This is a genomic window from Streptomyces sp. NPDC059874 (assembly GCF_042731135.1).
Classification (GTDB): Bacteria; Actinomycetota; Actinomycetes; order Streptomycetales; family Streptomycetaceae; genus Streptomyces.
On record NZ_JBHWJY010000030.1, the window covers coordinates 22,761 to 44,390 of the forward strand.

The window sequence follows — 21,630 nt, forward strand, 5'->3', positions numbered from 1 at the left end:
GGCGTGTCTTTCGGATCAGGCCGGACGTCACGCCCTAGCCGCAGGCACCCCCACCACAGCAGCCGCCGCCCCCGCCGCCCATCGCGGGCGCGGGGGCACTGCTGGTGCCCCCGACGGCGACGGCGGACAGCAGCTTGACGGTGTCGGCGTGACCGGCGGGGCAGTCTGCGGGCGCGGACGACTCGGCCATGGGCCGGCTGACCTCAAAGGTGTCGTCACAGGTCCGGCAGCGGAATTCGTATCGAGGCATGGGCACAGGGTAGGCGGTGTCCGGCCGACCTGGCACGGTCCGTGAGCGCGAGGCGCCATGGACGTGGTCGCGGAACTCGGACGGGCTCGGGACGCCTCCGACCGCCAGGCGTGGCGGGACGACCACGAGGAGCCGCTCCCGCCCCACGACCTCGTACGGCACGCCGTCGCCGCCCACCTGGCCGGATGCGACCCCGAGAGCGAGACGGCGATGGAGCGGGCGCACCACGCGTACCTCCGCCTCGGCGGCGAGGCCCGGGCGGTGCGCTGTGCGTTCTGGCCGGCCCTGCCGCTGCTCCTGACGGGCCGGCCTGTGCGGCCACCCGCCGCAGCCCGGACTGGCACAGCTGCGGCCGGCCCAGGGCAGGGTCGAGGCGGCCGTGGCGGCCATCCGCGGAGCGGCGGACGAGACGCGGGACCGGCTGGGCGGGGCGAAGGTGCCGGCCGCCTACGTCGAGATCATGCCGGCCGCGGCGGAGGGGGCGGGAACGCACCCGGGACCGAACGCCGACGTGATCGTCAACGGCCGCCGTGCGCGCCCACCGCCGGCCGCTGCTCCCGGGCCGCCTGCTCGGGGTGGCGGGCGCGCCAGTACGGATTGTCGTGCGGCAGGGCGCTGCCCACCCGCCCGTACATCCCGAACCACATCAGCATCACGCCGACGACGAAACTGAACAGCACGTTCTGGATGTGGAAGGCGAGGAAGTTGAACCCGGTGTCCAGCAGGGCCAGGTTCACGAAGCCGCTCAGGATGAACGCCACCCCGAGCACGATGTTCAGGGTGGAGGCGAACGTTCCGCCGATCACCATGCCGACGAACAGCAGCCCTCCGATGCAGATCGACAGGACGCTCAGCGCGCCGTTGGTGTTCAGCGCGAGCACGGTGTCGCCGCCGGTGTCGAAGAACCCGATGCGATCGACGAGCCCCAGGATGCCGAAGGCGACCAGCAGCAGCCCGGTCAGCCCGGCGCCGACCCGGTAGATCTTGCTGAGCTTGTGGTCGGCGGGCAGGTGCTCGTCGAGCCGGGCGTTGACGGGGTGCAGAGCGCGTTGCAACCAGTGGTGGGAGACCTTCGGTGCGCTGGGCGCACCGCCCTCGTGCGGCATGTACGGCGCATAGTGCTCGTGGGGCTCGGTGCACCCGTAGAGCGCGTGGGGCACGTAGGACTCATGCGCCACAGGAGGCGCCTGGCGCGCACGGGCGGCACGATTCCTACGGGAACCGTGGGAATCGTGGGACGTGTGAAAAGCATGGGCAGCCATTCCGGCCTCCTCTGCTCCGCTCCCGGCAACCGGGTGACGCAGGCAACCGGGGCACCATCATCACCACCGGCACCTCCAGCATCCGCCGCCACCCACCCCCGGACAAATCCGGCCCCACTCACCCCGCGGCGCGCTGGTCCCGGATCTCCGACACCACCCGGCCCACCGCCACCCGGACCTCCTCCATCTCCTGCAGGAAGTGCCAGTAGTCGGGATGCCGCCCCTCCAGCCCGGCCAACGCCCGCCCCACCCGTGCCACCGCCTCGTCCAGCGGCCGCGCGTGCCGCGGGTCGGGCACGCTGCGGCCCGCCATCGCCAGGCGCTGCGCGTCCCGGATCGCGAACCTGGTCCGGTCCACCTCCGCCTGCGGATCCCGCGCCACCGCCTCCAGCCGGGTCAGCCGGTCCTGCGCCGCCGACACCGCCTCGTCGGTCGCCTCCAGCGAGGCCCGCACGGCATCGATCAGCACCCCCACCTCGGCCCAGCGCTGTTCGTCCCGCGCCCGGGCGGCCTCGTGGAGCCGGTCCTCCGCGTCCGCGACGTCCCGTACCGCCTGATCCGGCACGTGCTGCAGGTCCTGCCAGCATGCCGCCGAGAACCTCCTCCGCAGCTCGCTCAGCACCGGATCCACCCGCTCCGCCCGGTTGCGCAACGCCTGCGCCCGCGTACGCAGGCTCACCAGCCGCCGGTCGATCTCCGCCGCCCGCTCCGGGAGCCGCTCCGCCTCGACCCGTATCCCCTCCGCGTCCCGCAGGATCCGGTCCGCGCGCTGCACCGTCTCCTGCACGCCGTGCAGGGCCGCACCCTGGTTCAGCTTGGTCAGCTCCGGCCCCAGCGCGGCGAGCCGCGCCGCCAGGTCGTCGGCCCGCATCCCCTTGGCCCGTACGGCGTCCAGCGCGTCGCTCGCCCCGATCAGCGCCGCCTTGGCCCGCTCCCGGGCCGGCGCGACCCGCGCCAACTGCGTCTCCGCCTTGTCCAGCAGCGGCTGCAGCCCCTGCGCGAACCGGTCCAGCTCCCCCTTGACCCGCACCAGCTCATCCCGCGCCCGGGTCAGCTGCTCCCTCGCCCGCGCGGCGACCGAGGCCTCCAGCTCCGCCCGGTCCAGGTCGTGTGCGTCCACCGCCTCGATGTACACATGGCTGACCTGATCGATCCGCCGCCCGAGCTCCGCGAACCCCTCGCTCGCCTGCCGCGCGGCGGGCGACCCGTCGGCCGCCGCGATGGTCTCGATGGAGATCCGCAGATCCCGCTGCGCGGTGTCCAGCTCGTAGAACGCCGCGGCGGCGGCATCCTTGGCCGCCTGCGCGTCGGCCCGCCGACTCTCGTCCCGCCCGCCGAACCACCGCCGGGATGCCGTCGTCACAATCCCACTCCCGTACCCCGTCCGCGCCAGCCGTGCCCCGGTCCATTCTCCCCCACGGGAACGGGTTTGCGTGGGGGGTGCGCCCGCCATGTAGGCTGTCCACTCATCCACGGGTGCGTAGCTCAGGGGTAGAGCGCTGCTCTTACAAAGCAGATGTCGGCGGTTCGAAACCGTCCGCGCCCACCAGTGCGAAGGCCCCCCGCCGATCATGGCGGGGGGCCTTTCGCATCCGGATCCGGGCCTGGCCGCTCAGTCGCACGAGTCGCAGGTGCCCGTCGCCGGGAGTTGGACGAAGCGGTCGAGGGCTGCCTGGTGTCGAGGGGCGAGGGCCGGAACGCCGCCGCCCGCAGGGAGCTTCGCGCCGGATCGTCGGTAGCGGTCGAAGCGGGCTTCGGCGGCGTGCCGTTCGTGCTCCTGCGCATAGTGCGCGGGCGGCCGGCCCGCGCATCGTCGTGCCCCACTGTGCGCCCCCTCCATGGCTGAGGCCGCCCAATCCTGCCCGTTCCGGGGGCCCGTGGCAGGGGATTCGGCGAGGTCGCGGTCGCGGGCGCCGAGTGCTCTCCGCGGCAACGCGAAGGCCCCCCGTCCGTTTTGGCGGGAGGCCTTTTGCGTCAGGCGTTGGGGCGCTTGCCGTGGTTGGCCTTCTTCTTCTTGCGGGCGCGCTTCTTGTTACCTCGCTTGGCCATACTGCACATCTCCCTGCATTCGGGGATCTTTCATGGCTCCGTCAGTCTAGGTTCCGGGGCGCTTGAACTCCACCGGGCCGCCGTTCATCTGGATGGTGCCGTCCGCGTGAAGGACCGGTCGGCGCTCCGTCATGCGGGCGCTGTACGCCTCGATGTGGCGGATGGCGACGCCGTCCGGGGCCGTGAAGTCGACGAGGGCGATGGCCACCCAGTAGCGGGTCTTCGTGTTCTCGTAGAGCGGCACGGTCACCGTGGAGCCGCGCCCGTCCGTGACGACCACGTGGGCGCCGAAGCTGCGGAAGGAACCGAAGCCGTTGCTGACGGCCGAGTACGCGCAGAGCAGGACGTAGCCCTGTTGCTCGGGACGGGTGATGCGGACGGTTTCGCAGCCGGGCTCGCGCGCGTCGCCGTCCAGTTTGATGAACGGGGGTTCGTGCAGTGAGCCGAGGGTCTTGTAGTAGACGGCTTCGGTGTTCTTGGGGGAGCTCGGGCCCGTTCGGACGAGGGTGCCGGGCTCCGCGGCGCCGGGCCGGACCTGTGAGGCCGGTACGAACAACGCGTAGAGGTCGAGGTCGGCGCCGCGCTTGCGGCGCTGCTCGCTGCCGCCGTCCCACTCCAGGGTGGCGGTGACCACCAGCTCGCGGTCCTGCTTGTCCAGGCTGATGGAGGCCTGGCCGCCCTTGTCCAGGCTGATTTTGCCCAGGGGAGGCTTGAGCAGGTTCAGGGTCGGTGCGGGTGTGGGTACCGGTGGGGGCGTGGGTGCGGGGGGCGGCTCGGGCCGTGGTTGCGCCACGGATACGCCGAAGTCCGTGGCCAGGCCCGCCAGGCCCTCCGCGTAGCCCTGGCCGATGGCGCGCAGCTTCCAGCCGGTGCCGCGGCGGTAGATCTCCAGCAGCAGTACGGCCCGTTCGCCGTCGGTGAGCGGCGGGGGGAGGAACTCCACCGGCTCCGCGCCGGCCTGGGCGGCCCGCACCCGTACGTCCCTCACTTCGCGGAAGGTGCGGGTGGCGTCGTCGGGGTCGCAGCTCGCGATCAGGACCACCCGGTCCACGTCGGCGGGCAGGGCGGCCGGATCCACCTCGATGCGTTCGGGCCCGGAGGCGTCGGCGGCGACGTGGCGGACCGCGTCGGACTCGGCCGACGGCTGGTTGTAGAAGACCATGTCGTCGTCCGACCGGACCCTGCCGTCCGCCGCGACGAGGAGGGCGCTGAGGTCCACGGGGGCGCCCGCGCAGTGCAGCGAGGCGGTGATCCGCTCCGCCGCGATGGTCGTGTTGCCACCCTTGCCGAGCACCGTCATACCCGCATACCCCCACGCGTTGGAGACCGCCCCGGCCACTGTGCCACAGGGCTCCGCCCCCTTGGCCGCGTTGCGGGCACATGCGATCGTCGGGGGATGGGCGAGTGGCTGGTGTGGGGTGGGGCGGCCGGGGTCGTGGTGGTGGCGCTCGTGGTGCTGGAGCGGGCCCGGGGGAAGGCGTTCGAACGGCGGCGGGAGGAGGAGCGCGCGCGGTTGTTCGCCCGGCTGGTGGAGGCGGGGGGCACGGGCGCGCCCGTGGCCGTGCCTGTGCCCAGGCCTGGGACGGGGGTTTGGCCGGGGGCGTCGAAGTTCGAGGACGTGGGCGCCGTACGGCCGCCCGTGGCGGAAGTGGGGGATCGGCGGGACGAGTTCACGCCGCTCCTCGTCGAGTACTACGCCTACGGGCTGACCCAGGCCCGGAGCAGCTTCGCGACCAGCCAGCTGTTCGCCGCCGTGGGGGCGCTGATCCTGCTCTTCGGGGTGGGCCTGGCCGTGTGGAAGGCCGAGAGCAGCGGGGACCTGTACCTCGGGATCGTGACCGGCTCGGTGGGGCTGGTCGTGACCTTGATCGGGCAGCTGTTCCACCGGCGGGCCGACATCGCGCTCCGGCACATGGCCGCACAGACCGCCTCGCTGCGCGACGACCGGCGGGCCGCGGAGACGATGCAGCAGGTCATCGGGCTGCTCGACGCGGTCGAGGACCGGGAACTGCGGGGACGGATCCAGGCCGGGCTCATCATGAAGCTGTCCGGGGCGGAACTGCCCCCGGCATAGTGGAGGTATGTGCCGTTCCATTAAGACCCTGCGCCCGCCCGCCATCCCCGAGAAGGCCACCGAGGAGGAGATCCGCGCCGCCGCCCTGCAATACGTACGCAAGGTGTCCGGATTCCGGGCGCCCGCCGCACACAACCACGACGTGTTCGAGGCGGCCGTGGACGCCGTCGCCGAGGCCACGGCGGCGCTGCTCGACGGCCTCCAGGTACGGGGGCAGACCGCCGCCGTCTCGGCCTGACGCCGGCCGAGCGAGCCTGCTACGCGCCGCCTGCCGCGGGCACCGGCGCCCTCCACCGGACAGGCCGTGCCGTGCGGGCCCCGCGCAGGGCCGCCTCGCGGAAGGCGGGGACGCGCCGTAGCGGAGGATGCAGGGGACAGAGCGGGGCGGGAGTGGGGAAGGGCCCGAGCGGGACGGGACCAACGGCCACCCCCGCGATGGGGGAGGGGAAGGGCGGGGATGTCAGGAGGCCGAACGGCGGCGCAGCAGCCACACCCCGGCGCCGAGCGCTCCGACCGTGAGGGCTCCGCCCGCGGCGATCTGACCCAGGCTCATGGATCCGATGCTGCCGCCCGTCCCGCCGCGCGCGGCGCCCGAGATGACCTGCAGAGAGACGGTGACGCGCTCGCCGCCGGGGCCGCCGCACTCGAAGAGGACCCGGTGGGTGCCGGTGGAGGCGTTGCGGAAGACGGTGGCGCTGCCGAAGAGGTTGGTGGCGTCCAGGTTGCCTGCGGTCAGCCGTACGTCGCCGAAGGCGGTGGAGGAGGCCCTTGCGGTCCTGGTGCCGCAGCCCTCGACGTTGAGGGCGACGCGGCCGCCGGGGGCGACGGTGCTGGGGGAGACGGTGGCGGAGGGGAAGGCGTAGGCGAGCGTGGCGGGGGTGACGGCCGCGACGGCGAGGGCCGCGGCGGCGACGGCCACGACGCGACGGCGGGCGCCGTGACGGGCGCGGTGGGGCTGGGCGGGGGGTGCGGCGTGCGGCGGCTTGGCGTGCATGGAGAGAACTCCTCGGGCTCCTCGAAACGGCGCGGCCAGGGCACGGATGTGACGCGGATTCGGTTGCGCACCGTGTCTTGGACGCTAGGAGCCCGACCGGGGCGTGGCGCGCGGGGCCGGGTGAACGGGTGAGCCACTGCTCCGCCCGGGGGAGCCGAGCGCCTGCGGCGTGCCGTTCCGTGTCCTGCCGGTCTGTGCCGTCCAGGCCCGTGTCGTCCCGGCTTCTTGTGTCGCGTCGAGTCGCGGAATGCCGGTAGCCCCGCCCGACGGCTCGGCCGTCCCGGCGGCGGGGCCGTGTGCCGACCCGGCTTGGCTGCCTGGGGGGCCTTGGCTCGGCTCGGCTCGGCGCCTGCGGTGGGGTGCGTGTGCTGGTTGGGTCGGTTTCCCCGGGGGTGGCTACGAAGCCGTCGCGGGGTGGGGGCGGCGGACCAGGAAGGCGGCCAGGGCGCCCGCTGCGAAGAGGGCCACCACCGAGACGGCGGTGCCGAGCCATTGGGTGCCGAGCCACTGGGTGCCGAAGTAGCCGAGGGCCACGCTGTAGCCCGCCCAGGCCATGCCGGCCAGGACCGACCACGGCAGGAAGTCCTTCACCTTGCGGTGGGTCTTGCCCGCGCCCAGCGACACCACCGAGCGGCCGGCCGGCGCGAAGCGGGCGATCACGACGAGGGCGCCGCCGCCACGGGCCAGGGCCGTGCCCAGGCGCTCATGGGCCCGGGTCAGCCGCCGGGAGCGGGCGATGGCGCGGTCCAACCGGGCCCCACCGCGCCGAGCCAGTCGGAACGCCGCCATGTCACCCAGCACCGACGCGGTCGTGGCGATCACCAGCAGGGCGAGGATGTCCGGCACCTGGGTGGTCACCGGTACGGGCCCCGCCGCGCTCGCGGCCGCCGCCGCGGCCGCCGCGGTGATCACGAGGACCCCGCTCGGCAGTACCGGAAGGAAGACGTCGAGCACGACGGACACCGCCACCACGGCGTAGATCCATGGGCTCGCGGTCAGCGACCCCAGCGTCTCAAACAAGGCGGGACTCCCCAGTCCGGTTGACGTGCTGCGGCACGAAGCGCCGCGACGTCGCGGGGGAGCGGCAGGAGCGGCTGACAGCCATACAGCGTACGCCCGGCGGCCGCCTCCTGAACCCCCGGGGCCGCCCCTCACCTCAGGTGTGTCAACTGCACCACCGGCTATGCCGCCTCGGTGAGCTCCCGGTCCAGCAGGGTCACCAGCCGGGCACTGCTCCTGCTCTTCTTGCGCGCCTGCTGCAATTGAAGTCGCGCCGTCCGGGCCGAGAGGGTCAGTGTCATCAGCTGGTTCCCGAACCAGGGTCCGCCCGTGCGCCGCCAACTGACCGGTGGCCGGCCCGTGCGCCCGTGGCGGGTGAAGCCGCGGCCCAGCCACCGCCCCGCCCGTGACCAGCCCAGCCGGAAGCCCCACTTCACGACGGTATGGATGGAGTTGTGCACGGGCGAGCACGTCAGCTGGAACACCCGTGCCGTCGTGGGTATTCGAGGCTCGGCGACGTAGGCGTGGTGCACGTCCCCGGACAGGACCGCCACCGTCGCGGGCGCCCGCGGGCCCGTCGCCACCTCCTCGATCAGGTCCGTCAGCATCGCGAACGAGGCCGGGAAAGCCGCCCAGTGCTCCAGATCGCTGCGCCGCCGCAGGTCCTCGCCGATCCGCGCCCACCGAGGCCCGCGCTCCCCACGACACAATGCGGCGTTCCATGTCTCGGCGTCGTGGATGAGCGGCGGCATCAGCCACGGCAGCGAGGACCCGATCAGCAGGTGGTCGTAACCGCCGTGCCCGGCGAGGGCGTTGTCACGCAGCCACTGCCCCTCCGCCGGGTCGAGCATGGCCCGCCCGTCCTCGGCCAGCACCCGCGCCGCCCGGGTGTCCACCATCAGCAGCCGGGTCCGGCCGAAGTCGCGGCGGTAGCTCCAGCGCACCGTGCCCGGATCGGCGTCCGCCGCCGAGGCGAAGGCCCGTAGCGCATCCGTACCGTCCGGGGACCGCCGTATCTCCCCGTACAGCGCGTCGGCCTCCAGCTCGGCGGGCGAGAGGTTGCCCAGGTGCTGGTAGACCCAGTACGACATCAGCCCGCTGAGCACCCGCTCCTGCCACCACGGAGTCGCCCGCATCTCCGCCAGCCAGGCCGCGCTCGTGTTCCAGTCGTCGATGACGTCGTGGTCGTCGAATATGTGCAGGCTCGGCACGGTCGACAGCAACCAGCGGATCTCCGGATCGAGCCAGGACTCGTAGTAGAGCCGCGTGTACTCCTCGTAGTCCGCGACCTGCGCGCCCGGTGCCTCCCGCAGATCCCGCCGGGCGGCCAGCCACTTCCGGGTCTCCTCCGACAGCGCGTCCGCGTACACCTGGTCGCCGAGCAGCAGCAGGACGTCCGGACGCACCGCCTCAGGGTCCTCCGCGAGCCGCGCCGCCAGGGTGTCGAGGGCGTCCGGGCCGTGCCGCCCGTGCCGTCCGGCGGGCGGCGCGGCCTGCCGGCAGGAGCCGAAGGTGACGCGCACCCCGGGCGCGGGCCGGCCGGAGACCGCCGAGCCCGTCACGGCCGGAGTGCTGATCGTGCTCGCCGGGAAGCGACTGTCGGGCAGCGGCCACACGCGCACCCCGTCGAGCAGCACCTCGTACTCCGTCACCGCCCCCGGGCTCAGGCCCGTCACCGGCACCACCGCGTAGTGATGGCCGGCTATCTGGAAGGTGCGCACGCTGCCGCCCGCCCCGTCCGCGCACCGCACCTCGGCCGTGCACGGGCGGTCCGCCTCGACCCAGATGGTGGCCGACCGGCCCGTGTCCCAGTCGACATGGCGCAGCAGTGGCCCCAGACGCAGTCCGGCCATGCAACTCCCCCTCCTCCGTATCCCCTTGGATCACGGTACGACGAGGAGGGGGAGCCGCGCCTCCCCCTGGCGGGGGAGAGACGATGGAAAGATCAGCAGCCGCTCAGGACGTTCACCAGCGCCGTCTTCTCGGCGGAGTCCATGCTCAGGCCCCAGTACTGCTTCACGTGGACCCACATGCGCGCGTACGTGCAGCGGTAGGCGGTCCGCGAGGGCAGCCATTCGGCGGGGTCGAGGTCGCCCTTGGCCTGGTTGACGTTGTCGGTGACCGCGATGAGCTGCGGGCGCGTGAGGTCGTTGGCGAACTGCTGGCGCTTGGAGGTGGTCCAGGAGCTGGCCCCGGAGCGCCATGCCTCGGAGAGCGCGACGACGTGGTCGATGTCGAGGTCGGAGGCGGCGGTCCAGGTGGCGCCGTCGTACTCGGAGTACCAGCTGCCGCTCACGGCGGCGCAGGAGGAGTCCTGGACGACGTTGACGCCGTCCCGCTTCAGGACGGTCTCGCGGGTGTTACAGGCGCCGGAGACGGTGCTCCAGTGCGGGAAGAGGTCGCGGCTGTAGCCGGTGCTGGAGCCTTCCGCCCGCGGGGTGACCGTCGCCAGGTAGGCGCGGGCGGCCGAGGCGCTGATGGGGGTGGGCGGGGCGGCCTGGGCGGTGGGCGCGTTGACGAGGGAGGTGAGCGCGGCTATCGCCGCAGCTGACGCGAGCACGCCAATTCGACGCGCGTAGAACTTGGGCATGAGTGCCATGAGGGGCTCCCTGGGTGGGGGGATGTGACCGTGCGGCCCCGGCGGGCCGCGGCCATGCTGTCGGCGCCGGGTTTCGCTGGGGTGGGCACCAGGTGACAGCCTGGCGACATGTGCACGTCACATCAAGTCATACAAGTCCCCTTGTTTCAAACGGAAGTTGAGATTCCGCAATGAGGGGAGGAGTGCGGCTGGGGCGTTCGGGACCAAAGGCCCATTACGAGCCCGCGCGGGTGTCCCGTAACCTGTACGGAGCAGAAGGGGAGTAGCTCTTCGCCGGACCGTCGACATACTGCTGGGTCACCCCAGCCGGCGCCCGGAGGCAGGCCGCGGACAGCGGTCGGCCGGCGAGACCTTCGGCCGCAGTGTCCTGTTCATGCGGAAGCGCGTTCGTGCGCGCGTACGCAACCCAGGGCGCCGCCGAGCCGAAGCGACCCCTGACACACCCCAGGTCTCTCGGTACCGATGGCGTCCTGCCCGACCGATTGAGGTTCCACCCCCGTGTTCAGCTTCAGCGTCACGGCGATCGCCTTCGGCGTCGTCTTCCTCGCCGAACTCCCCGACAAGACGGCCCTCGCCGGCCTGATGCTCGGCACCCGCTATCGCGCCTCGTACGTCTTCGCGGGGGTCGCCGCCGCCTTCGCCGTGCATGTCGCGCTCGCCATCGCCGCGGGCAGCGTGCTCACCCTGCTCCCGCACCGGCTCGTCCAGGCCGTCGTGGGCGTCCTCTTCCTCGCGGGCGCGGCGATGCTGCTCCTGAAGAAGAACGACGAGGACGAGGAGGTCAAGCCGCCCGCCGACCAGTCCTTCTGGAAGGTCTCCGGGGCCGGGTTCATGCTGATCCTGGTCGCCGAGTTCGGCGATCTGACCCAGATCATGACCGCCAACCTCGCCGCGCGCTACGACAACCCCGTCTCCGTCGGCCTCGGCGCCGTACTGGCCCTGTGGGCGGTCGCGGGCATCGGCATCCTCGGAGGGCGCACCCTGATGAAGTACGTGCCGCTGCGGCTGATCACCAAGGTGGCGGCGGCGGTGATGGCGGCGCTGGCGGTGTTCTCGCTGTACGAGGCGATCGCGGGCTGACAGCCCTTGATGTCGAGCGGGCTCAGCACATCGATCCGGTGGCCGGATCGATGTGTGGGCGGCTCGGAACCCGCCCCCGAGGCTTCCGCAGCCGGTCTCAGGCGGCGGGAACCGCCGTGACCGTCACCGTCACTTCGATCGACCCGTCCGCGGTCGCCGTCACCCGCAGGGAGCGGAGGTCCTCGGCGTGGGCCGTTGGGGTGTGGGCGGCCGCGCGGGGGCCGATGCCCATGACGCGCATGCCCGCCGCCCGGCCCGCGGCGATGCCGGCGGCCGAGTCCTCGAACACGATGCAGTCGGCCGGGGCCACGCCCAGGGCGGCGGCGCCCTTGAGGAAGCCCTCCGGGTCCGGCTTGCTCGCCCCGACGGACTCGGCCGTGATCCGGACCTCCGGCATCGGCAAGGCGGCCGCGGCCATCCGGGCCGCGGCCAGGGCCGCGTCGGCGGAGGTGACCAGGGCGTGCGGGAGGTCGGCGAGCGCCGCCATGAACTCCGGGGCGCCCGGCACGGGGACCACGCCGTCGACGTCGGCGGTCTCGCGGGCGAGCATCACCGCGTTCTCCGCGTGGTTGACCTCCATCGGGCGGTCCGGCAGGAGCACGGCCATCGTGGCGTAGCCCTGGCGGCCGTGGACCACCTTCAGGGCCTCCCGTGGATCCAGCCCGTGGGACACCGCCCAGTCGTGCCAGCAGCGCTCGACCACCGCGTCGGAGTTGACGATCGTCCCGTCCATGTCCAGGAGCAGGGCCTTGGCGGTGAGGACGACGGATGTGGTGTTGGCGGTGCCGGCGGACATCGGCGGGGCTCCAGACGGGCGGGAAAAGAGAACAAGTGGTTCCGTCCACCGGTCAGGGAGTGAGGACGGAACCACTTTGTTCCTCCACGATACAAAACGAGGGCGGTCTACGCCAATCGCCGGCCGAAGCCGTCGACGGCGCGGCCCTCACCCCTCCAGGGCGCGGCGGGTGATCGGACCGTAGACGCCCCACTCCTCGTCGATGTCGTTGTTGTACTGGAAGGTCGACACGGCGTTCTCCACGCGCCAGTCGAACTTCCCGTTGATCTTGTACGGGAACAGCCCCTTACCCGCCAGCAACCGCTGGAGCTTCTCCACCTCGGCACCCGAGTCCCCGTAGCGCAGGGTCGGACCGGACGCGGCCGGCGGCTTCGACGGGCTGGGGGAACGGCTCGCACTCGCCGACGGGCTCGGCGGAGCGGACGACGCCGCCGAACGCGACGCACTCGGCGACGGCGACTTGGAGGGGCTCGGCGACGCGGAACGCGAGGCCGAGGGCGAGGCGGACGCACTTGCGGAGACCGGCGCCGACGAAGACGTGGCCGGGGCGACCGCCGCGGGCGCCGACGCCTTCGCGTCCAGCAGGGCGGTATCACTGCCGGCGGGCTCCGGCAGCACCCACACCGCGAGGGCCGTCCCGCCGAGGGCCACCACCGCCGCCGCACCCAGCAGCAGCGGCAACAGCCGCCGGGGAGCAGAACTGCCGCTCCGCTCCTCCCGGCCCCCGCCCCCGCCCCTCCCGGCACCCGCTCCGGCTGCCGCGTCCGGGAACGCCGGGAACGCGGCCGTCTCCGCTGCCGGGAACGCCGCCGCAGGGAACGGCGTCGTCGCGGCGGCTGCTCCTGTCCCCGGGAACGCCGCCGTCGGGGCGTCCGCTCCCGCCGCCGGGAACTCCGCGGTCGCCGGAGCGGGGCCCGCCGCCGGGACCGTGGGGAGCTGGACCGTCTCCGACGCGTCCCCCGAAGGCTCCGGGGCGGCCGGCCACGGCTGCGCCAACGGCGCCACGGGTATGCCGTAGGGCGGGGTGTCGTTGTGAGGCTCCGCGGCCACCACGCCCGTCACCGGCTGCGGGGGCAGCGGGGGCTCCGGCTCGCCGGGGTCGGGCAACGTCACGTACGGACGGATGCGCAAGGGGTTGAACCCCACATCCGGCGCACACCCGCAGCCGGCACCGACGACGGCGCCGCAATTCGGACAGTGTTCACCGCTCACTGGAATCCCTCCCTGGCCACTGCCAGCGATTATCCAGACGCGTCAAGGCCCTCCCAAGCCGCCCGACAGGCCATAACCGGACACACCGCTCAGGATGGAGATGTTGATCCGGCCTGAGGAGGAGTCGATGGCTCAGGATGTGACCACGGAGGCCGCGGACCCCGGTCCCGGCCCGAAGAACCCCGGCCCCACCGCGGAGCGCGCATCCCGCGAGGTACTCGTCTCCATCGGCGCCCTGCTGCTGGGCCTGCTCATCGCCGCGCTCGACCAGACCATCGTCTCCACCGCCCTGCCGACCATCGTCAGCGACCTCGGCGGCATGGCCCACCTGTCCTGGGTCGTCACCGCCTACATGCTCGCCTCCACCGCGGCCACCCCCCTGTGGGGCAAGCTCGGCGACCAGTACGGGCGCAAGAAGCTCTTCCAGTCCGCCATCGTCCTCTTCCTCATCGGCTCCGCCCTCTGCGGCCTCGCCCAGGACATGCCGCAGCTCATCGGCTACCGCGCCCTGCAGGGCCTCGGCGGCGGCGGACTGATGGTGCTGTCGATGGCGATCGTCGGCGACATCGTCCCGCCCCGCGAACGCGGCAAGTACCAGGGCCTCTTCGGCGCGGTCTTCGGCGCGACCAGCGTGCTCGGCCCGCTCCTCGGCGGCCTGTTCGTGGACCACCTCTCCTGGCGCTGGGTCTTCTACATCAACCTCCCGATCGGTCTCGTCGCCCTCGTCGTCATCGCGGCCGCCCTGCGCATCCCGGTGCGCTCGTCGAAGCACACCATCGACTACCTCGGCACCTTCCTCATCGCCTCCGTCGCCACCTGCCTCGTGCTCGTCGCCTCCCTCGGCGGCACCTGGGGCTGGGGCTCGGCCCGGATCATCGGCCTCGCCGTCCTCGGCGCCGTCCTGCTCGTCGCCTTCCTCTTCGTGGAGCGGAAGGCCGCCGAGCCCGTCCTGCCGCTCAAGCTCTTCGGCATCCACACCTTCACCCTCTGCTCGGTGATCAGCTTCGTCGTCGGCTTCGCCATGTTCGGCGCGATGGTCTACCTGCCGACCTTCCTCCAGGTCGTCCAGGGCGTCTCACCGACCATGTCCGGCGTCCACATGCTGCCGATGGTGCTCGGCATGCTGATCTCCTCCACCGCCTCCGGCCAGCTCGTCAGCCGCACCGGACGCTGGAAGGTCTTCCCGATCGCCGGCACCGCCGTCACCGCCGTCGGCCTGCTCCTGCTGCACCAGCTCAACCGCACCAGCTCCACCTGGGAGATGAGCGTCTACTTCTTCGTCTTCGGTGCCGGACTCGGCCTCGTCATGCAGGTACTCGTCCTGGTCGTGCAGAACGCCGTCAGCTACGCCGACCTGGGAGTCGCCACCTCCGGCGCCACCTTCTTCCGCTCCATCGGCGCCTCCTTCGGCGTCGCGATCTTCGGCACGGTCTTCACCAACCGGCTCGACGACAAGCTGGCCACCGCCCTCGCCGGCGTCCCGCTGCCGCCCGGCGCCGGCGCCAAGCAACTCGAAGCCGACCCCCGGGCCATCGCCGCACTCCCCGCCGAGCTGCGCCCCCGGGTCCTCGACGCCTACGCCTCCGCCATCACGGACGTGTTCCTCTACGCCGTGCCCGTCGTCCTCCTCGCCTTCCTGGTCGCCTGGTTCCTCAAGGAGGACAAGCTCCGCGGCTCGGTCACCGCACCCGACGTGTCCGAGACCCTCGCCTCCAACCCCGTCCAACGCTCCTCCCACGACGAGGTCGCCCGCGCGCTGTCGGTCCTCGGCACCCGCGAGGGCCGCCGCCACGTCTACGAGAAGATCACCGAGAAGGCCGGCTACGACCTGCTGCCCGCCGCCAGCTGGCTGCTGCTGCGGATCAACAAGTACGGGTCCGCCGAACCCGCGCTGCTCGCCGAACGCACCATCGTGCCGCTGAAGGCCATCACGGACGCCGCCCGCCAGGTCGAGGAACGCCATCTCGCGGTCCGCGACGGGCTGCCGCTCGTCCTCACCGACCAGGGCCGCGAGGCCGCCGGCAAGCTCGCCGCCGCCCGTCAGGAGTCCCTCGCCGAGCTGCTCGGCGACTGGTGGGGCCCCGACCGCCCGACCGATCTGGACAAGCTGGTGCGCGAGATCAACTCGGAGCTCTGCGGATCCGACGCCGAGGAGCCCTACGACGCCGCTCCCCGGCGGGACCACGCCGCGCGCTAGGGACTGTCGTCAGATTCCCGTCGTCGCCCGAAGGGCGGCCCCGCGGCGTCTGGTGCGTGCTCTCGGCGTGCCGGGCGGAAGCCCTCGTACTGGACGTACTTGGGCTTTCGCCCGGTGCGGCGAGAGTGCGTGCCAGACGTCGCGGGGCAGACGGGAATTTGACGACAGGCCCTAGGCCCGAGCCACCGGGGCGCGGTCAGACGAGCCGCTTCTCGAACCAGTGCTCGGCATACGGGCCGTCGTTGTACGCGGGTATTTCCCGGTACCCGTGCCGCGCGTACAACGCCCGGGCCTCCACGAGGTCCGACCGGGTGTCCAGCCGGACCCGCTCCGCACCCAGCGCTCGGGCCTCCCGCTCCAGGACCTCCAACAGCGCCGCCCCGCCGCCGGTACCCCGGGTGCGCTGGTCGACGTAGACCCTGGTGAGCTCGGCGGTGATCGGGTCGAGCAGTCGGATCCCGCCGCAGGCCAGGGGCTCGCCACCCAGTCGGCCGACGACGAACTGGCCCGTCGGCGGGGCGAGCCCGTCGGCCGGGAAGTCGAGGATGCCCTGGTCGATCTCGGCCTCGGTCACGGACCGTTTCCAGTACCGGCCGGCGACCTCGGCGTAATACGCGCGGAGCAGGGCGACGGCGTCAGGGGTGTCGTAGGGCTCGGGAGTCACGCTCCACGTGCTGATCATCTTGCTGTCCATGGCGCCATTGTGGAGTCGACGGCGGATCCCCCGCGTGGAATATCCACAGGCACGGGCCGATGATGAGGAAAAGGGAAAATCGCTCAAATGGAGGGTGTGAAGCCATGTCCAAGCATCCCGACGCCGTCCTGGTCCGCCGCGGCTACGAGGCCTTCTCCAAGGGTGACCTGGAGACGCTGAGCACGCTGTTCACGGCCGACGCCATCCACCACGTGCCGGGCAACAACCCGCTCTCCGGGCACCACAAGGGGCGGGAGGCGGTCATGGACCTCTACCGCCGACTCGGAGAAGAGACGAACGGCACCCTCCAGGTCGACCTGCACACGGTGCTGGCGGACGGGCGGGGGCACGTCATGTCGTTCCACACCGCGCGCGCCGACCGCGGCGACCGGGGGATCGAGGTCCAGGAGGGCCTCTTCTTCACGATCGTCGGCGGCAAGATCACCGACATCGACCAGTGCACCCAGGACATCGACGAGGAAGACGCCTTCTGGAGCTGACCAGGAACTGGCCTGGAGCTGACCAGGATCTGACCAACTGCCGGCCAGGAGCCGACAGCAGCCGACAGGAGCCGATTGGAGCCGACTGGAGCCGACTGGAGCCGACCGGCCGACGAGCGACCGACCGACAGCGCGGGAGGCCCGGGGCGCACGCCCCGGGCCTCCCGTCGTCTCAGGCCTTCTTCGGCGCCGCCTGCTGCACGACCTCGAACGACCACACCGACGAACCCGAAGCGGCGGGCTTCGGACGCTCGCCACCCTCGCCGCCGCCCTGGTGGGCCGCCTTCATCGGCCCCTCCATCCACGCCTGGAAGTCCTCCTCGGACCGCCACCGCGTGTACACCAGGTACTGGTCGGTGCCCTCCACCGGACGCAGCAGCTCGAACCACTCGAACCCGTCCGAGGACTCCACGGCCCCCGCCCGAGAGGCGAACCGCTGCTCCAGCACCTCCCGCTGCTCGGCCGGCACGGTCAGCGCGTTGATCTTCACGATGCTCATGCGGGCCATCCTAGGTATCCGACCCGGGATATCGTCGTCCGGGTAATGAACAACGCGGTATGAAACGCGGTATCGAGCGCGGCAGCCAGGCGAAGTCGGGGTTGCGGTCAATTGGGCGGGAGGCCGGCGAGGCGTGGCTAACGCGGCGGAGCACAGGGGTGGGCACGGGCATGCCGGAGTCATAGGCGATAGCGGCAGGCTCGGCGCCGCCCGCCTGCTCCTGTGGGCGCTGGCGGGCGTGCTCGCGGTCAGACAGGCCACCGCCGTGCTGCGCGTGCCACCGGGAGAATGGCTGAGCGGGTTCCACCTCCCCGGCAGCCTGCCCGGCACGCTGTACGATGCCGGCCAGTTCACCGGCACGCCCTTCGCCGGGCTGGTGCTGAAGCCGTTCACCGCGCTCGCCGCCCCCTCGCTGGAGGTGGCCTGGACCTGCGTGACGCTGCTGTTCGTCGCCGCCATCGGGCTCGTCGCCGCGCGCGGCCTGCCCGACCCCGTGCCGCGGCGCACCGCGCTGCTGGCCGCGCCCGTGCTGACCGCGCTGCTGATGGTGTCGCTGCCCGTGCGCGAGGCCGCCTCACCGGGGCAGACCGCCGTGCTCCCCGTACTGCTGGTGCTCCTGGCCGTCTTCCGCGTGCCCGCCGAGCGGGCCGCCGGATTCCTCCTCGGCCTCGCCGCCGCCCTCCAGCCCGCGCTGCTGCTGTTCGCCCCGCTGCTGTGGCTCGCCGGGCGCCGCCCCACCGCGCGGACCGCCGCCGTGACCTTCGCCGGAGCCACCGCGCTGGCCTGGGCGTCGCTGCCGCGCGACTCGTGGGCGTACTGGGTGCAGCACCTGGCCGGCACCGGCCTCGGCGGCGCCCCCGACGCCCTCGCCAACCAGTCCCTGCACGGCGCCCTGTTGCGCTTCGGCCTGACCGGGCCGGTCGAGGTCCTGCTCTACCTCGCGCTCGCGGGCGCCGTCGTGTTCGTCGGGCTGCGCCGCGCGGCCCGCTACGCCCGCGACGGCCAACTGCTGCTCGCCGTCGCCATCACCGGCTGCGTGGCCGTCATCGTGTCCCCGACCGGGTGGCGCCACCAACTGCTGTGGGTGCTGCTCGCGGTGGCCGGCAAGGTCGGCAAGCGGGCCGCCGACCGGCCCGTCTGGCCGGTGGCCGTGGTCCTGGCCATGACCCTGCCGAGCGCGGTGCTGCTGCCGAACCTGGCCGCGCTGGCGCCCGTACGGGACAACGTGCTGCTGCTGACCGCGCTGGCCGCGGCCTGCGCCGTACCGTTCCTGCCGCGTTCCTCGCCGTACTGGCGCGAGCCCGTCCCCACCGCCTACGGCCGCCCGGCCGCCGCCCGGTGGGCGCGCGTGCCGCTGCTGCCGTTCTGGCGGCGCGTGCTGTCCCGCCCCAACCTGCTGCTGGAACTGCTGCTGATACGGGTGGGCTACTCCCTGTACTCGCACATCCGGGCCGCGGCGCCGACGAGCCGCTCGCTCGCCGAGGGCAACGGCAGCCAGATCCACGGCATCGAGAAGGCCCTCGGCATCGACATCGAGCACGCCGTGAACCACGCCGTGGTGAACACGCCCTGGCTGGAGGCGTTCTTCAACTTCTACTACACCTCCTTCCACTTCGTGGTCCCGCTGTCGATCCTGGCCGTCCTGTACTGGCGCCGGCCGGGCGACTACCGCTGGGCGCGGGCCTCCCTGGGCCTGGCCACGGTGCTGGCGCTCATAGGGTTCTGGCTCTACCCGCTCGCGCCGCCGCGCCTGATGCCCGGACTCGGCTTCATCGACACCGTGCACGGACCGCAGGACCTCGCCAACCCCTCGTACGGGGCCATGACCGCGATCTCCAACCAGTACGCGGCGATGCCCTCGTTGCACTTCGGCTGGTCGCTGTGGTGCGGGGTCGTGATCGTGGTGCTGGCGCCGAAGGGCTGGCAGAAGCTGCTCGGGGCGCTGCACCCGCTGATCACGGTGTGTGCCATCGTGGCCACCGCCAACCACTGGGTGCTGGACGCGGTGGGCGGTGCCGCCGTCGTCGCCGCCGGATTCGGGCTCGTGTACGCGCTGTCGGGGCCGCGCCGGCTCCAGCTGACGGTGCCGGCGCAACGGACCGGATCCGCGGAAGGCGCGGACACACAGGTCAAGGCCGCCGCCCGGACTTAGGAGGATCCCGGGGACCGTCCGGTGCCGGTGCCGGTGCCGGCATCGGACGGCCCCGGCCCGGCCCCGGGCACCAGTGCCGCTGGCCTGTCCGGGTGGCTTACCGACACCGTCGGAAGAGCCACCGGCGGTTCCCGATTGCGACCACGCCATAACCATGTGTCACTCATTGCATGATCAGACACATGACGCGCGCGCTCTGCGCCGCCACTCTCGCGATCGCACCGCTCGCCCTGTCCGCGACGCCCGCCCACGCCGTCGTCTCGTGCACGGTCAACGGCCGGTTCGTCTCCGGTACGACCGTCAACGGGACGGCCGGCCCCGACCTCATCCGCTGCGGCGCCCTAGCGGCGGGTGACCGGGTCGACGGCCTGGGCGGGAGCGACTACATCGTCATCATCGGTACCGTCGCGGGTACCGTCGCCGGTAGTACGGGCAGCGACTACATCACGGCCGACGCCGGTGTCGCCCCGACCGGCCAGGTCCTCGGCGGCCCTGACAACGACTTCATCCGTGTCGGCCCGAACGCCGGGCTCGTCGACGGCGGAACCGGGGTCGACTTCTGCCGGGTGGCTTCCGGAAACCCGCCCGTCAACTGCCCCTGACAGCAGCCCGTTGCGCGCCACCCCGCGTGGCGCGCAGCGGCCGACGACGGCGCGCGCCCGGACGGGCTAGTCCGGCCGGATGTTCTGGTTGAGGCGGAAGAGGTTGCCCGGGTCGTAGTGCCGTTTGAGTTCCCGCAGCCGGTCGTACTTCTCGGCCCCGTACGCTTCGCGGACCCGGTCCTCGCCCTCCTCCATCAGGAAGTTCGCGTAGACGCCCGTCCGGTGGGGCGCGAGCGCCGACCACAGGCCGCGCGCCCACTCACGCTCCTGCTCGAAGCCCTCGGGGCCCTCGCAGGTGCCGTTGATGTTGAAGGTGTGGCCGGCGCCGCGCCCGCCGAAGGCCGTCTCGTCCTCGCCGACGCCGCCGATGGCGCCGCCCAACTGGAAGATCGGGAACGCGGTGAGCGGGGAGACGATCCGCGCCGCGTGCTCGGCAGTGGCGTCGATCACCTCGTCGGTGAGCCGGTCCACGTCGCAGGATTTGAAGTAGTACCAGCGGCCGGGCGGGAACGACGGATCGAACATGGCCTGGTGCTCGGTGAAGGGCTTGGGCGCGCACAGGTCCAGCTCCGGTGGCGGCCCCCACGCGCGCAGCGGCCGCAGCACCCGCTCGCCCTCCTCGATCGGGCCGGCGTAGCAGCACACCACCATGACCACCGGTTTCCCGTGCAGCTCCGCCGGTACGAACGGCAGCGGCGGCGCCTTGCGGTGCACCACGGCCGTGGTCAGGTCGTCCGGTACGTCGGTGATCCATTCGCGGTAGAAGCGCATCAGCCGGGCCGAATCCGCCATGTGCCAGACGATGGGACCGGCCAGGACGACGGGCCCGACCGGGTTGAGTCGGAACTCGAACTCGGTGACGACCCCGAAGTTGCCGCCGCCGCCACGCACGCCCCAGAAGAGGTCCGGGTTCTCGTCCGTGCTCGCCTTGAGGAGGGTGCCGTCGGCGGTGACCAGGTCCACCGAGAGCAGCTGGTCGATGGTGAGCCCGTACTTGCGCATCAGCCAGCCGATGCCGCCGCCGAGGGTGAGCCCCGCCAGCCCGGTGTGGGTGACGATCCCTGCGGGCACGGCCAGCCCGAAGGCCTGTGTCTCGTGGTCCAGCTCGCCGAGGAGCACACCGGCCTGGGCCCGGACGGTGAGGGCCTCGGGGTCCACCCGGATGCCCTTCATCAGGGAGAGGTCGATGACGATGCCGTCGTCGCACACCGACTGACCGGGGAAGCTGTGCCCGCCGCCGCGCACCGCGAGGGGCAGCCCGGCCGCCGGTCCGGCGGGGCCGGCGCAGCGCACGGCGGCGATCACGTCGGCGGCGCCCGTGCAGCGGGCGATGAGGGAGGGGCGGCGGTCGATGGAGCCGTTCCAGATGCGTCGGGCCTCGTCGTAGCCGCTGTCGCCGGGCCGTACGAGTGGCCCGCGGAAGGCCTTGGCGAGCTCGTCGAACACGGTGGCGGACATGGCGGCTCCTCACCCCGGGATGACGGCGGGTGACGACGGAACGCCGACGGGGTGCCGGGGCGGAGTGTCTCCCGCCCCGGCACCCCGTCGGTGGATCGCCGCGTCCTGTCAGGATCCGCCGGTGGCGGCCCCGGCGCCACTCGGGCGACGCAGGGCCGCAGTAGGACCGCCGCCGCAGGGCCGCAGTAGGGCCGCAGTAGGGCCGCCGCAGTG

21 protein-coding genes and 1 tRNA gene are annotated in these 21,630 nt (G+C 72.5%); 8 read left to right on the forward strand and 14 right to left on the reverse strand.

Annotated features, from left to right (window positions below; all coding sequences use genetic code 11):
* Positions 1 to 34 precede the first annotated feature (34 nt).
* The 3 genes from ACFV9H_RS19010 to ACFV9H_RS19020 all read right to left on the reverse strand — a co-directional run bounded on the left by ACFV9H_RS19010 (position 35) and on the right by ACFV9H_RS19020 (position 2,875).
* A complete protein-coding gene (locus tag ACFV9H_RS19010) occupies positions 35 to 250 on the reverse strand; it encodes a zinc ribbon domain-containing protein (RefSeq protein ID WP_385399359.1) in 216 nt (71 codons plus the stop codon).
* A gap of 518 nt (positions 251 to 768) precedes the next feature.
* Positions 769 to 1,428 (reverse strand): DUF4383 domain-containing protein, encoded by a 660-nt coding sequence (locus ACFV9H_RS19015; RefSeq protein ID WP_385399361.1) that lies wholly within the window; start codon positions 1,426 to 1,428, stop codon positions 769 to 771.
* A 202-nt stretch (positions 1,429 to 1,630) separates the two neighbouring features.
* Positions 1,631 to 2,875 (reverse strand): hypothetical protein, encoded by a 1,245-nt coding sequence (locus ACFV9H_RS19020; RefSeq protein WP_385399364.1) that lies wholly within the window; start codon positions 2,873 to 2,875, stop codon positions 1,631 to 1,633.
* 111 nt (positions 2,876 to 2,986) lie between these two features.
* On the opposite strand from ACFV9H_RS19020, the gene ACFV9H_RS19025 reads away from it, so the two are divergent.
* Positions 2,987 to 3,061, forward strand: a tRNA-Val gene (locus ACFV9H_RS19025).
* A gap of 425 nt (positions 3,062 to 3,486) precedes the next feature.
* On the opposite strand, the gene ACFV9H_RS19030 is transcribed toward ACFV9H_RS19025, so the two are convergent.
* Positions 3,487 to 3,561, reverse strand: a complete 75-nt coding sequence (locus ACFV9H_RS19030) for a 50S ribosomal protein bL37 (RefSeq protein ID WP_099895366.1) — start codon at positions 3,559 to 3,561, stop codon at positions 3,487 to 3,489.
* A gap of 46 nt (positions 3,562 to 3,607) precedes the next feature.
* A complete protein-coding gene (locus ACFV9H_RS19035) occupies positions 3,608 to 4,861 on the reverse strand; it encodes a TerD family protein (RefSeq protein ID WP_385399367.1) in 1,254 nt (417 codons plus the stop codon).
* A gap of 96 nt (positions 4,862 to 4,957) precedes the next feature.
* On the opposite strand from ACFV9H_RS19035, the gene ACFV9H_RS19040 reads away from it, so the two are divergent.
* Complete coding sequence (locus ACFV9H_RS19040) at positions 4,958 to 5,635, forward strand: hypothetical protein (protein ID WP_385399370.1); 678 nt, start codon at positions 4,958 to 4,960, stop codon at positions 5,633 to 5,635.
* A 7-nt stretch (positions 5,636 to 5,642) separates the two neighbouring features.
* The gene (locus tag ACFV9H_RS19045; protein WP_385399372.1) at positions 5,643 to 5,873 is read left to right on the forward strand and encodes a DUF2277 domain-containing protein; all 231 of its coding nucleotides are present in this window, start codon (positions 5,643 to 5,645) and stop codon (positions 5,871 to 5,873) included.
* A 222-nt stretch (positions 5,874 to 6,095) separates the two neighbouring features.
* Here the strand turns inward: ACFV9H_RS19045 and ACFV9H_RS19050 are convergent, their stop codons facing one another.
* The 4 genes from ACFV9H_RS19050 to ACFV9H_RS19065 form a co-directional block, all read right to left on the reverse strand.
* Positions 6,096 to 6,629, reverse strand: coding sequence for a hypothetical protein (locus ACFV9H_RS19050; protein WP_385399375.1), 534 nt, complete (start codon positions 6,627 to 6,629; stop codon positions 6,096 to 6,098).
* Positions 6,630 to 7,025: 396 nt separating this feature from the next.
* Positions 7,026 to 7,649, reverse strand: coding sequence for a DedA family protein (locus tag ACFV9H_RS19055; protein WP_385399377.1), 624 nt, complete (start codon positions 7,647 to 7,649; stop codon positions 7,026 to 7,028).
* Between the two features lie 161 nt (positions 7,650 to 7,810).
* Entirely contained in the window at positions 7,811 to 9,481 is a 1,671-nt protein-coding gene (locus ACFV9H_RS19060; protein WP_385399379.1) for an alkaline phosphatase D family protein, read from the reverse strand.
* A 92-nt stretch (positions 9,482 to 9,573) separates the two neighbouring features.
* Positions 9,574 to 10,218, reverse strand: a complete 645-nt coding sequence (locus ACFV9H_RS19065) for an HNH endonuclease family protein (protein ID WP_385399503.1) — start codon at positions 10,216 to 10,218, stop codon at positions 9,574 to 9,576.
* 507 nt (positions 10,219 to 10,725) lie between these two features.
* Between ACFV9H_RS19065 and ACFV9H_RS19070 the strand changes: the two genes are divergently transcribed.
* The gene (locus ACFV9H_RS19070) at positions 10,726 to 11,307 is read left to right on the forward strand and encodes a TMEM165/GDT1 family protein (protein WP_385399381.1); all 582 of its coding nucleotides are present in this window, start codon (positions 10,726 to 10,728) and stop codon (positions 11,305 to 11,307) included.
* 97 nt (positions 11,308 to 11,404) lie between these two features.
* Here the strand turns inward: ACFV9H_RS19070 and ACFV9H_RS19075 are convergent, their stop codons facing one another.
* Together ACFV9H_RS19075 and ACFV9H_RS19080 are read right to left on the reverse strand one after the other, a co-directional pair.
* Positions 11,405 to 12,103, reverse strand: coding sequence for an HAD-IA family hydrolase (locus ACFV9H_RS19075; protein ID WP_385399383.1), 699 nt, complete (start codon positions 12,101 to 12,103; stop codon positions 11,405 to 11,407).
* A 147-nt stretch (positions 12,104 to 12,250) separates the two neighbouring features.
* Positions 12,251 to 13,216, reverse strand: coding sequence for a peptidoglycan-binding protein (locus ACFV9H_RS19080; protein WP_385399386.1), 966 nt, complete (start codon positions 13,214 to 13,216; stop codon positions 12,251 to 12,253).
* Between the two features lie 226 nt (positions 13,217 to 13,442).
* Here ACFV9H_RS19080 and ACFV9H_RS19085 point away from each other — a divergent pair, with 226 nt between their 5' ends.
* Positions 13,443 to 15,512 (forward strand): DHA2 family efflux MFS transporter permease subunit, encoded by a 2,070-nt coding sequence (locus ACFV9H_RS19085; protein WP_385399389.1) that lies wholly within the window; start codon positions 13,443 to 13,445, stop codon positions 15,510 to 15,512.
* Between the two features lie 196 nt (positions 15,513 to 15,708).
* Here ACFV9H_RS19085 and ACFV9H_RS19090 read toward each other — a convergent pair whose 3' ends face one another.
* Positions 15,709 to 16,206 carry a GNAT family N-acetyltransferase gene (locus ACFV9H_RS19090; RefSeq protein WP_385399391.1) on the reverse strand — a complete coding sequence of 166 codons (498 nt, stop codon included), beginning with the start codon at positions 16,204 to 16,206 and terminating at the stop codon, positions 15,709 to 15,711.
* A gap of 104 nt (positions 16,207 to 16,310) precedes the next feature.
* Here ACFV9H_RS19090 and ACFV9H_RS19095 point away from each other — a divergent pair, with 104 nt between their 5' ends.
* Positions 16,311 to 16,706, forward strand: coding sequence for a nuclear transport factor 2 family protein (locus tag ACFV9H_RS19095; protein WP_385399393.1), 396 nt, complete (start codon positions 16,311 to 16,313; stop codon positions 16,704 to 16,706).
* A gap of 172 nt (positions 16,707 to 16,878) precedes the next feature.
* Here the strand turns inward: ACFV9H_RS19095 and ACFV9H_RS19100 are convergent, their stop codons facing one another.
* The gene (locus ACFV9H_RS19100; RefSeq protein WP_385399395.1) at positions 16,879 to 17,205 is read right to left on the reverse strand and encodes an antibiotic biosynthesis monooxygenase family protein; all 327 of its coding nucleotides are present in this window, start codon (positions 17,203 to 17,205) and stop codon (positions 16,879 to 16,881) included.
* A 133-nt stretch (positions 17,206 to 17,338) separates the two neighbouring features.
* On the opposite strand from ACFV9H_RS19100, the gene ACFV9H_RS19105 reads away from it, so the two are divergent.
* Positions 17,339 to 19,357 carry a bifunctional glycosyltransferase 87/phosphatase PAP2 family protein gene (locus ACFV9H_RS19105; protein ID WP_385399398.1) on the forward strand — a complete coding sequence of 673 codons (2,019 nt, stop codon included), beginning with the start codon at positions 17,339 to 17,341 and terminating at the stop codon, positions 19,355 to 19,357.
* A 182-nt stretch (positions 19,358 to 19,539) separates the two neighbouring features.
* Positions 19,540 to 19,959: a hypothetical protein gene (locus tag ACFV9H_RS19110; RefSeq protein WP_385399400.1), complete on the forward strand. Its 420-nt coding sequence runs from the start codon at positions 19,540 to 19,542 to the stop codon at positions 19,957 to 19,959.
* A gap of 66 nt (positions 19,960 to 20,025) precedes the next feature.
* Here ACFV9H_RS19110 and ACFV9H_RS19115 read toward each other — a convergent pair whose 3' ends face one another.
* On the reverse strand, positions 20,026 to 21,417 hold the full coding sequence (locus tag ACFV9H_RS19115) for an FAD-binding oxidoreductase (protein WP_385399402.1): 1,392 nt from the start codon (positions 21,415 to 21,417) through the stop codon (positions 20,026 to 20,028).
* Between the last annotated feature and the right edge of the window lie 213 nt (positions 21,418 to 21,630).